This window comes from Psychrobacter sp. NPDC078929 (assembly GCF_050267985.1).
Classification (GTDB): domain Bacteria; phylum Pseudomonadota; class Gammaproteobacteria; order Pseudomonadales; family Moraxellaceae; genus Psychrobacter.
Genome location: NZ_JBNNFX010000008.1, coordinates 59,460 through 71,758, shown reverse-complemented (window position 1 = coordinate 71,758; position 12,299 = coordinate 59,460). Strand labels below are relative to the sequence as shown.

The window sequence follows — 12,299 nt, the reverse complement described above, 5'->3', positions numbered from 1 at the left end:
TAGCTCTGTAACTTAATAGTAACTAGTGTCTAATTTCGTCAACACATACACTCTAGTCTGTTCGTCCTTCTAAACCTGCTAACTCTTTGTCAGAAGCAACAGGAGCTTTCATCTCGAATATTTTTTCTACGACAGTGTAATCATAGTATCCGAGACGTGCTAAAGGTTTGATGGCAGCAATATCTATTTTGCCATTATCCATAATGAACTCATCTTTGATGTGAACATGCGCAACACGGCCAATGATAATGTCAAATGTTGAAACTGGATTTCCTGTTGGAATACGAATGGATTGAACATACTCAATCTCAAAGTTAATTGGTGACTCGGCAACTCTAGGTGCAGGTGCTTCGATACAATCAGATTTTGTGACACCGGCAAATTCAAACTCATCTTCACCGTACGGTAATGCTTTAGCAGATTTATTAACGGCTTCACGCAAATCATATGTGGCCATGTTCCACACAAACCATCCAGTTTCTTCAAGATTACGCACAGTATCTTTACGGCTTTGACCGTCATCTAAAACAGATTGATTAGCAACAAACATAACCATCGGTGGATCCCAAGTTAAGTTTTGATACTGACTATAAGGGGCAAGGTTAACTTTACCGTCTTTCGATATAGTCGAAATCCAACCAATTGGTCGAGGCACGGCGCTACTCTTGAACGGGTCGAATGGTAAGCCATGACTACGGATACCATCGTTCTTAGGAGAATAATGCATAAAATATCCTTGTAAATGCGTTACTAGAAACCAGAGCTAAAGAATGTATTATTTGTATATACAATTCATCCTTATTTAATAAAATAGCTTATTTTTTTTAAGAGAGCAAGTGAAAATTACTTATTTTTTGAATTTTGAGAAACAAAAATTACTTAAAAAAATAGCCCCATTTTTCAATGAGGCTATTCAAGATTCTAATTTTAGTTTTGATATATCTAGCGTTTGTTCAAGATAACTGTTCACCTATTTTTCCTTGAAAAGGATAAGATTAATAACTGCTTAAAAAACCTGCTTTTACAAGAGTGCAAGGCTTATTAGCACCGAATATCCAACCCTCACTCATTCAAATAAAGCTCAGCCATGCTATCCAGCTCAGTTTTGACCGCTTTCCAATGCGGCATAACTTGCGACAGCAGTCGCCAAAACCGCTCACTGTGGTTGTGCTCTTTGATATGACACAGCTCATGCAGTATCACGTAGTCGATACATTCTTTAGGGGCTTTCACCAAGTGTGGATTGAGGATTAAGTTGCCTTGAGCCGAGCAGCTGCCCCATTGTTTTTTCATGGTCATTAATTTTACTGAAGGACTATTTTTAACCCATGAAACCTTATATATCAAGGCTTCAAGCCTCTCTCTAGAGATCGACCTAAATTTATTCTTATACCATTCATCAATTAGGCTTTTCACAAGAACAGCTCGTGCTTCAAGATTTAATGTAGAATCACTTTGAGACAATTCTACGTTTAATTTACCGCGACTTAGCTTCACAGTGCTGTTTGTTACATCGTTAGTTTCTGCATTCGTTATCACTTTTAAGACATAACGACGACCCAGATAAAACTGAGTCTCACCGCTGACATAACGCTTAGGCAATACATGGTCTTTTTGCTTGGCAAAGTCCTGTATGTTTTGCCATATCCAGCGCGCACGCTTCATCATTGCGTCATTTATGATCTTATCGGTAGCATCAATAGGCGTGGTAACGACCACACGCTGATCAGGATGTACTTTAATCACGATTTTGCGAGGTTTACTTTTTTCAGTGGTCAGAGTGTCAGCTTTAGACTTACCTGTTGTTGCTTTATACGTTACTTCTTTACGCACGATTTCGTAGTAGATCTTATCTTGACCATAATAAAAAATGCCATTCTCAGTCATTGCCTACTACCCTCTTGCTGCACGTGGGCCGCTTGTTTCTCTTGACAGCCCAAGTCGGGTAATCTTTAGTACTTCCTCAATGAGCTTTTGCGCTTTGTCGATACCCAAATCCATAAATAACATCGGTAGCAATTTGACACTAATAGCATTTTCGATCTCTGCTGGATTGATAGAATACTCAGCCACGGCTGTCTTAACGATATTATCAATATCAAAGGCATAAGCGACTAGCTTGTCGTTATCTAGCTCTTTATCCGCTAAGAAATCAGCCTCAAATAAGTGCTTAAACAAACCAAAATATGCCTGAGCATGTTTGTTTAATTTACCACTATCATCGACAAAATCATTTGGTACATCAGCGACATCACGGTCTTTGACGGCTTGCTCAAAGTCAGCAAACATCATGTACTGCTTCACTGGCGCATCGAACATTGCTTTGGCATCCGCAATCGCTTGCTTAAGCAATTTAGAAAAATACTCTTGGGCATAAGGATCATCAGCCAAATCCTGCTCAATCATCTTGGTCACCCGACCAGTGATTTTATCCGTTTGGTTACGGGCTTCATCATCGCTTAATTCTTCAGGCTTAACATCCTTACCTAAGTTGCCAACCAAGTAAGCACCTTTTGCCTCACGAACCTCAAGCCCTGCGATGTGCTTATCAAGTAAGCTTCGAATATCCGCTTCATACTCATCGTAATCGATGGTTTCATCAGCATCCTCGCGCACTTGCTTACGTAGGTTGATAAAGGCTTTTAGATCGGCTTTATAACGATCACGTTTACTATCAAACGACTTATCTTCAAAGAAAGACGCTGACTGCAACGCAATCTTCATGGCGTTAGAAAATCTGGTCAAAGCTGAATAAAAGTCGTCACGCTCTTTGAGCTTGGTATCGACTACCCTGCCATCGATTTCCTGCATCTTTGGTGCAAGCACCTGCCTTAGCGCTTGCCCATCTTGTTTATTTTTCACCGATGAGAATATTGCCCACAGTTCGCTATGCAGTCTGGGTAGCTGCTTATACTCAGTATCCATCGCGTTATATAGACCTTTAAGGTCTTCGATATCAAAGCCACCTTGCGTACGTTCCGCTAAGTCTTGGTATTTCTCAATGGTGATATCCAGCTCTTTTAGGATGCCACGATAATCAATCAGATAACCAAAACGCTTTTTCTCATGTAAGCGGTTTACCCGTGCAATCGCCTGAATCAGGTTGTGCTGCTTTAATGGCTTATCGATATACAGTACGGTATTCTTTGGTTCATCAAAGCCCGTTAATAGCTTATCAACGACGATCATAATGTCAGGACCATCATCTTGACTAAAGGCTTCTATGATGGCTTTGGTATAGGCTTTTTCGTCACCGCCATACTGATTGGCGACATTATCTTGCCACCAATTCTGGACGATGTCTTTTGATTCGCCATCGACGGTGTCATGCCCTTCACGGGTATCAGGCGGCGATATGGCAACCACGGATGACACTTTGCCTATCTTATCTAACGCAAGCTTGTAACGGATAGCAGAGGCTTTAGAGTCACAAGCCAACTGACCTTTTAAATGCTGCTGTTTAAAGTTTTGGAAGTGATCGGAGATGTCATGAGCAATCAGCTCAATACGACCCTCAACCTGATAGATTTGACCTTTTTGTGAGAACTTACGTTTGAGGTCAGTTTTTTGATCGTCGGTGAGCTTTTGGGTAATACGGTCAAACCAGCTATCTATGGCTTGATCATTGGTATTGAGCTCAGGGATACGCTCTTCGTATAACAGTGGCGTAACGGTTTTGTCTTTGACTGCTTGCTGCATGGTGTAAGAGTGAATGATGCTACCGAATTTGTTTTCGGTCTTATCGTCTTTAAGCAGTGGCGTACCCGTAAAAGCAATAAAGGCGGCGTTTGGTAGGGCTTGTGCCATACGAATATTGTTCTCACCGTTTTGGCTACGGTGACCTTCATCGACCATGACGATGATATTTGGGCTGTCGTTATAGCATTCATCATACTTAACGGCTGAGCCAAACTTATTAATGATAGAGAAAATAACGCGCTCATTACCGTGACCAATCTGCTGCGCTAGACGGCGACCAGAGGTTGCCATGGCATCGGATTTATCTCGATCGGATAATACGCCACCAGAAGCAAAGGTTTTACTAAGCTGAGTTTCCAGATCGACACGGTCGGTGACTATGATGACACGGCACTTGGCAAGATCCTCTAACCAAATAAGTGCTTTGGAGAAAAACACCATGGTGAAAGATTTACCACTGCCTGTGGTATGCCAAATGACACCGCCCTCACGACTGCCCTTTTCATCGAAACTACTAATACGCTCAATCAAAGCTTTGATGCCAAAGACTTGCTGATAACGGGCAACAATTTTGCCAGCCTTTTTGTCAAACAAGGTAAACAGGCGTGTCATCTCAAGCAGGCGCTGTGGCTTTAAAAGACTGATGATTAAGCGGTCTTGGTCGGTGACGGCTAGATCACCACCAGCAATCAATGATTTATATTCATTTTTAACTTTGGCAGGACGATGAGCAAATAAACTCTCAATCTGATCAGTACTGAGCGCTTGGTTTTTCAAACGAGCAAACTCAGGCTCAGAGATTTCTTCTTCGACCCATTTTGCCCAAAACTTCTCAGGCGTACCGCAGGTGGCATACAGACCGTCATTACCGTTCACCGCTAGCAATAACTGGCTATAGGCAAATAAATGCGGGATTTCTTTTTGCTTTTGATTGCGAATATGCTGGGAGACTGCCTGGGCGTTGGTCGATTGCCATTCTCTACTAGAGTCAGGGCGTTTGGCTTCGATCACTGCTAATGGCAGACCATTCACAAAGCAAACAATATCAGGTCTACGACTGTTCGTACCCTCGCTATTAAGTACCACCAGCTCTTCGGTAACGTGAAAGCTGTTATTACTGATATTATTCCAATCTATCAGAGCAATGGTCTGCGAGGTTCTTTTACCGTCGATAAACTCAGTCACCGTCACGCCATACAGCATGGCGTTATATAGCTTTTCATTGGCAAGCTGCAAGCCTAAGTTCATGGCTGGGTTTAGCTCGTGCATGATTTTATCAATAGCATTGTCTGATAAATGATATGACTTACCTTCAAACGTAAAAGCTTGCTTGGCTAAAAACGCACGCATGATAGGCAATAACACCACTAGGTTAGTGGCTTTATTAGCATTCGCCTGATTCGCTAGCAACTTACTGCTACGCATGGCGATGCATTGGCTCGGCGGAATAAACTCATAGCCTAGCGTAGTAAGCAGTGTTAAGGCCGGTATTTTTGAGCTGAATTCTTCAGCGAAGTTGATGCTATTAATTTTAGACAATCAAATACCCCTGATACTTATATTATTTATAATATATTCTCTGAATCACTTGTGAACTTGGTTTTTCACTTATTAAAATAGGTGCAAATTGTCTTAAAGATAGTGCGTTAATAACACTTATTTCTGGGTGCTGATGTGAGTTCTTTGTGCCGTACGATACAGGGCAGGTCAGTGAACTAAAACCGTCTAATGCGTTTATATCGAAGCTTTTGCTAGAGCCATGATGAGGTACTTGAACTATCCCAACACATCGGTTTTGAAGTGAGTAGATATCTTTTAACTGAAAACCGTTGAAATCACTATCACCCGTATAAATACAACCTACTTGATTTTTATAGTTAAGCGTACAGTAATATTCATGAGCAGTACTTTCGTACATCCACATGTCTTTAGCACTAAATTCATCTCTTGGACCGGAATAAAGCAACATTGAGTTTTCATTAATATTACCATCTAATTTTTTGTAAATAGCCTTAAGCTCATTTCGAGAATTTTTATCGCTCAACTGCTGAATTGTATAATCAGGATCATTTTCTAGTTTATTAATATCATATTTGCTTCCAAGGTTACTAAGTCTACTAATAAGATCAAGGTGACGGTCTTTATGCTTATAATTATGTGGAATATAAACCCAATTTGGCGTATCTCTTAATGTTAGTTCGACACCACTAGAAATATGTTTCTTTCTTTTTTTACTACTAGTAATATCTCTTAAATCAACTAACCTATTATCATCAATTTCATCGTCGTCTGAGTGAACATAAACTATAGTCGTATTTGGACCAAAGTAAGCTTCAGGATTTTTAATTAGTGTTATAAAACTATGTGAAAGAACACGGTTGATATTTATTAACAAGTTTTTGTGCTCTTTCGTTAACAATGGAATTACAACTGATTTGATATTTTTTACTGACTTCTTTAGCATTGGAATTGCAGATATATGATCGTAGTCGAAATGAGAGATAAAAAGTACATCTATATACTCATCTTTTGAAAATACATTTCCTGCAAGTTTCTTTGCATAGTTAGAAATTGGGTGTGCACCGCAGTCATAAACTATATTAAAATTATTGTGACGTTCCGAATAAAATCCGCCTTGTCCTATAGGATGAAATGTACGGATGACCTTAAGATTAGCCATTAATCACCACCTGATTCTTATCTATCAATAGTTGCTTTGGGATAAACTGATAGCTTAGCGTATTTAGCAAAGTTAAGGCAGGTATCTTTGAGCTAAATTCTTCTTGGAAATTGGTACTGTGGTTGGTCATATCTACCCACTTTAAAGATAGCGTTTGTCTGATTTTATCAATTGTAACTGATAACGTCATAAAAAAAGGCAAAGAAAAACCGCCAAGGTTGCGCGTCACTCAAAATGCGTAGCATGGCGGTTATGTTGGGTGTGGATTAGTTAATGTTTACCATTATGTCAATATTTGCTCATTTTAACGTCGAGATGTCAAGACTATGTCCTACACCACTAATTATTTAGTTCTGTTTTTGAATTTCCTCACCAATCTTTTATATTCATCTCTTATTAAATAAATATAAAAAACTATTAAACAAAGGCACGTAATAAATAGTATGGGAAGCTTATAATTCAAAACCGTAACTGACAAAAAACGCTCAAAACCATATACAAAAATTAGAGTTGCTATACTTAAGACTGCTCTTACATATACTGAAATAAAGTTAAAGCGAGAATCTAATATATGTTGCATTCTTGAAAGTAGTTTATCTTTAGTGACAATAGAGCTTACATCGCCTTTGTTGAAGAACCTCTCTATAGACACTCGTATGTAGGCTAGCTGTTCATTCTGTTGGAAAGTATTAAACATGACAAAACCGCTAAATATCATCAACGCTAGATACGAAATATTTAAATTAACCTTGTTTAACTGTATCAGGGCTGCTGCTACTGGTAGACCTAATGCCTGAGTTTGTAATGTTCCTAAAGAATCGTTTACAGATTTTACAAAATAGTCTAAATCTTTTTTTAGTTCTAGCTCAAGCTTCTGATAACTAAAATTATTTAAATAGGCTTGAAAGCTACCCAAAGTACAGGAGGATATCTTCTCTATACTTTTTACAAGCTCATAAAACCTTTCTGATTTTTCATAATTTTCCAGTATGTTAGCTGTTTCCATAATAAATATAGACTGTTTTTCTGTCTTATGTTTATCAATTGGCTCCTCATTTAAAAATTCTTTTAGCTCATATATTGATCTTCCTAGCACTTCAATATTAATGTTATCAAAGATCTTCTTATACGTTTCTTTAAAGCTTTCTCCTGAGTTAGGAGAGATAACTAGTGGTTTATCTGTAAATAATACGACTTGCCTATGACCATCTAAGTATGCGTATTTAGCATACAACACCATAATTTCATTGAGATAAACAAAATATTGGCGATACATACTCATATCAGACGCTAAATCATTTTCGAATGGAATTATAATTTTACTATTCCAATCTATTTTTTCGAAAGATGAAAGAACATAATTCAGCAAGTAGTCTAAGGTTGAGAAAAAATTACTTCTTACGGAAATTATATTTACGCTCAAGACGAACGAATAACTGTTACCAATTTTAAAATCTTTATACATAGGGGCATAAAGGTCATCATCGTCAAAATCAATAGATATAGAATTATTACTATTGGTGTAATGTTCAGTATATTTTATTATAGAGTGTATTTTATTATCTTCATCTGCTATAAATTCACCTATAAAACCTGTTTCAGTATAGGATATTACAGTAGATATTTTTAAAACTTCTTTGAGGCTATTAACAACATTATTCATCCTGTATCACTTTATTCTCGATCTTAATGCCAATGTTATTACGCTTGATATCTTCATACTCTTCTTCAGTCAATTTTATCATTAACTTATAGTGTTTGTCGTTAACCTGTTGACTCTCTACGACAAGGGATGTCGCCTTATCAATATCTCTTTTCGTACCTTTTATACTTATACTTTCGCCTACTTGAATATCTACTTTTAACTTTTTATCCACTGTAGATTGTTTAGGATTAAAAATAGAGTTGTAGTCAGTATAGCCCTCGTTTTCACAATAATCGCCAAAGGTTATAATATCTTGGTCTTGTGGAAATAACTCTGGATTTGAAACTCTTAGTGCGTCGAATATGGGAAGAATGTCTTCTTCAACATTCACAGTTTCTTCAGAGCGACATTTCTGACTCATTAGACCGTATATTTGCTGTTCAGTACTATATCTTAGTTTTTTTCTACCTTCATATGTCTCTGGAATAATATGGTCTAAATACTTACCAATGTACTTAATTACTTCTTTTGTAGTTGCACCATCATTCAAAGGAATTGCAGTTGGAACAAAACTTTGAAAATATTGAGCCACAAAACCTTTTTTTCTTGTCCATCTTACATAATTAGATATCTGATTCGTTGTATCATTATCCTCGTCTGAATTGCCATCTTGTACAACACTATCTTCATTTAAATGTTGGTTAAAAACAGCAAGCTCTATGCTTACAGAAAATCTTAATGAAGCATTATCAATGTTTGTATTTGGTATAATTGCTCCAGTAGGGTCTAAAGTAAAACCAGAAGATGGATTAACAAGACCAATTACTAAATAATCTTTATTGTCCCTTCTATACCAAAGTACTGGTATATAACCTCCTGTTGCCATCATCTCATCTTGCATTTGCTTTTTGAGTGCCCTAACTATCTCTTTCGATAGTTCTAGAAAATCATCAGCTTCAATATTCTGACTACTATTACTCATATAGTGAGTAGCTATTACTTTTGATAAAGTATTTTCTCTAGTGAAGCTACCACAAGTTGATGTTACTCGACTTGCGTTTCTTGAATCATAATCTACTTTTTCAGCAAATTTATCTAATAAAGCATTGCTTTCGTGTAGACTTTGTCGCTCTACCAAAACTACAGACTCATCACCTTGAGTATGTCTCTTTTTTTGTAAATCGTGAATAACTGCTGCATGTATACTGATTGTCGTCATATTATGAATATCTTCTCTTACCAAAGTTTATATTATTTAAACAATTCACATTACTATACATAATTTCACTAGTGTTTACCTCTTATTCTCTTACTACTCAGATTTAAAACGTCCCATCAACCACCACCCGCTTCTTACCCGTCAACAAAACCTGCATCAACGCCTTTTTCTCTTGCTGCAAATCAGCCAGCTGCTGCTCAAGTAACTCAATTTCTTTATTGGCATTAGTTAACACAGTGGCGATTTTTTGTTGTTCTGGATAAGTAGGAAACTTAAACTTGAGTGCCATAAAGTCGGATGGCTTTACATTAAGCAGTCCGTGAGCACGACCACCCTCAGCTGCAACCTTTGTCAAACCTCTATTTAGCAAACCAGAATCAAAGTACTGCTCAAGAAAATCAGTATCAGTTTTCGAATGATCTTTAATTTCAAAACAAATATAAAGCGTGGTAACTACTCCGTCTTCATATCTGTTCAAACGCTTAATAGCTCCCATCGGATACCCATTTGAGTAGCTTTTATTATAGGCAAACTGCCCTTTTCTAAGAACGTAATAGTTGTCCAATATTTCTGAAGCAACGCTCTTTTTAAAAAATTCTTCTTGTCTTATTAATCCTTGTTGAGCTGATATGGTCACAACGTTTGTACTTTGACCATTATTTTTTTCCATGACTCGGCTACAGATATCTCCTAATTCAATTTCCTCCCACTCACCCTCAAACCGCTGACCTGACTCGTCAAGCAAACGCTTTTTACCCGTCAGCAATTGCTGCATCAACGCTTTTTTCTGCTGGATACTATTCTCAATCAAACGCTCAGTCGTGCTAATCGCTTTATCCCAAGTCGATAGGATTTTGGCGATTTTTTGTTGTTCTGGGAGTGGTGGAATCGGAACTTGAATTTCTTTAACAATTCCGCCGCTTAGATTTTGCTGACCACCACTATTGGCTAGCTCTCTGATATTTTCATATTGGCTAGTCAAATATTGATAATAATAATCTACGTTAAATCCTGCATTCAACTGTAACGCAGCACATGCTTGATTTGTAGAAGCTTCAATCCCAAGCTTGGCTACTTGACCACGAGTTTTTCCTTGACCATACATAGCCATTAAAATAGTATCTTTCGGATATAATTTTGCTGATGATTTTTGAAGACCTTCTTCAGTAATTTTTTGCTCAGTATCAGTAATCACATTGAACTTGACTTCAGCAGTAGTTACCCAAGGAATAGTGCCATTAACCCAGTAAGAATCTTTTTTTCTGCTAGGAGTACCACCCGAAGAAACTTGTGCTATGTCCTCTATAACGCCTGACTCCCAACCATTAGGCATCATAACCCAACTCCTTTAAAAACCCTGCCATTTCTGCTTCTAGCGCATCGAGTTCAGCCTTTAACTCAAGACGCTCAGTACGCACCGCGACCAGATCAATCTCCGCCTCTTCCTCAAAGGTATCGACATAACGTGGAATGTTAAGGTTAAAGTCGTTTTCTTTAATTTCATCAAAGCTCGCTAGATACGCGTATTTATCAACGCTCTCCCGCGCTTTATAGGTTTCGATGACTTTAGCAATATTGCTATCAGTGAGCTGGTTTTGGTTTTTACCTGATTTAAACTCATTACTGGCATCGATAAACAGTACCGTGTCATCGGTTTTATTCTTTTTAAATAGCAGAATAGCCGCTGGAATACCCGTCCCAAAGAACAGTTTTTCCGGTAAGCCAATCACCGTATCGAGCAGGTTTTCTTCGACGAGTTGCTGACGGATTTTGCCTTCGCTTGACGCACGGAATAGCACGCCATGCGGTACGACCACACCCATACGGCCAGTCGCAGGCTTTAGCGTTTCGATCATATGACTGATAAAGGCATAGTCGCCCTTAGTCTTAGGCGGTACACCTCGATGGAAGCGACCATAGGGATCGCTACTGGCATCGTCATGACCCCATTTATCTAGTGAAAACGGCGGGTTGGCGGTCACCACATCGAACTGTAATAAGTTCTTGCCGTCGCTACCTAATAGCAGCGGATTGCGGATGGTATCGCCCCACTCAATACGGTGGTTGTCCTCACCGTGTAGGAACATATTCATTTTTGCCAGTGCCCATGTCGAGCCAATGGCTTCTTGACCGTATAGCGCATACTTCTTAGAGTTTGAGTTTTTGCGTACCATCGCCCCGCACTTAATGAGTAGCGAGCCTGAACCACAAGCTGGATCACAGATTTCATCACCCTCAACAGGCTCAAGGATAATCGCTAGCAAATTCGATACTTCGGGCGGCGTATAGAACTCACCAGCCGTCGCGCCACTACTTGCCGCAAAGTGCTTGATTAAGTACTCGTACGCATTGCCAATCACATCGAGGCTACCGACACGCTCGGCACTTAGATTCAGGATGTCTTTGCCAAAGTCTTCTAATAAGTGGCGTAGTAGCTCGTTCTTTTGCTTTTCTTGACCCAGTTTATCAGTGTTAAAACTGATATCTTGGAAGACGTTTTTGAGCTTAGTACCGTTGGCTTCTTCGATAGCGTGTAGCGCCTCGTCAATACGTTGACCGTTGCCCGGCTGATGACGCTGCTCATACAAGTCCCAAAAGCTTGCGCCTTCAGGCAAGACAAAGCGCTGCTTGGACATCATGGCATGGATCAGCTCTGGGTTGTCGCCAAACTGCTCAACCAGCTTGATGTACTCATCACGGTAAACGTCAGACAGATACTTTAGGAACAGCATGGTTAAGATAAAGTCTTTATAGGTATCGGCGCTGATGACTCCTCGGAAAGTATCACAGGCGTTCCATACGGCTTTATTGATATCGTCTTGATTGATTTTGCTAATATTATTAGTGGTACTGGCAGGCATTTATTAGTCCTAGATACTTTGGAAGGTTACGAGTTTTTATAGTAAACAATGATGGTTCGATTAACTCGTTTCGCTTGGAAGTATAGCGCACATTACTGTTTCGAATAAGGTGTAATGTATTGCCGTTAGTTGGTCTAAGAATATACTAAGTCGGCTCTAAATAAAAAAATAGCGCCCAAAATAGGCGCTATTTTT

At 38.9% G+C, this 12,299-nt stretch carries 9 protein-coding genes; all 9 read right to left on the bottom strand.

The window, feature by feature from the left end; genetic code table 11:
- Window positions 1-52: 52 nt before the first annotated feature.
- Window positions 53-727: a flavin reductase family protein gene (locus ACQKCG_RS06365; RefSeq protein ID WP_075106475.1), complete on the bottom strand. Its 675-nt coding sequence runs from the start codon at window positions 725-727 to the stop codon at window positions 53-55.
- Between the two features lie 335 nt (window positions 728-1,062).
- Window positions 1,063-1,887, bottom strand: a complete 825-nt coding sequence (locus tag ACQKCG_RS06360) for a M48 family metallopeptidase (protein ID WP_427585287.1) — start codon at window positions 1,885-1,887, stop codon at window positions 1,063-1,065.
- Between the two features lie 6 nt (window positions 1,888-1,893).
- A complete protein-coding gene (locus tag ACQKCG_RS06355; RefSeq protein WP_427585286.1) occupies window positions 1,894-5,238 on the bottom strand; it encodes a type I restriction endonuclease subunit R in 3,345 nt (1,114 codons plus the stop codon).
- A gap of 22 nt (window positions 5,239-5,260) precedes the next feature.
- Window positions 5,261-6,379: an MBL fold metallo-hydrolase gene (locus tag ACQKCG_RS06350; RefSeq protein WP_427585285.1), complete on the bottom strand. Its 1,119-nt coding sequence runs from the start codon at window positions 6,377-6,379 to the stop codon at window positions 5,261-5,263.
- Window positions 6,372-6,509 carry a hypothetical protein gene (locus tag ACQKCG_RS06345; RefSeq protein ID WP_427585284.1) on the bottom strand — a complete coding sequence of 46 codons (138 nt, stop codon included), beginning with the start codon at window positions 6,507-6,509 and terminating at the stop codon, window positions 6,372-6,374. The genes ACQKCG_RS06350 and ACQKCG_RS06345 overlap by 8 nt, the downstream gene beginning before the upstream one ends.
- A gap of 213 nt (window positions 6,510-6,722) precedes the next feature.
- Window positions 6,723-8,042, bottom strand: coding sequence for a hypothetical protein (locus ACQKCG_RS06340; protein ID WP_427585283.1), 1,320 nt, complete (start codon window positions 8,040-8,042; stop codon window positions 6,723-6,725).
- Window positions 8,035-9,243: a nucleoid-associated protein gene (locus ACQKCG_RS06335; protein ID WP_201582792.1), complete on the bottom strand. Its 1,209-nt coding sequence runs from the start codon at window positions 9,241-9,243 to the stop codon at window positions 8,035-8,037. Before ACQKCG_RS06335 ends, ACQKCG_RS06340 begins: the two co-directional genes overlap by 8 nt.
- A gap of 103 nt (window positions 9,244-9,346) precedes the next feature.
- Window positions 9,347-10,579 carry a restriction endonuclease subunit S gene (locus ACQKCG_RS06330; protein ID WP_427585282.1) on the bottom strand — a complete coding sequence of 411 codons (1,233 nt, stop codon included), beginning with the start codon at window positions 10,577-10,579 and terminating at the stop codon, window positions 9,347-9,349.
- Window positions 10,569-12,104, bottom strand: coding sequence for a type I restriction-modification system subunit M (locus ACQKCG_RS06325; RefSeq protein WP_427585280.1), 1,536 nt, complete (start codon window positions 12,102-12,104; stop codon window positions 10,569-10,571). The genes ACQKCG_RS06330 and ACQKCG_RS06325 overlap by 11 nt, the downstream gene beginning before the upstream one ends.
- Window positions 12,105-12,299 lie beyond the last annotated feature (195 nt).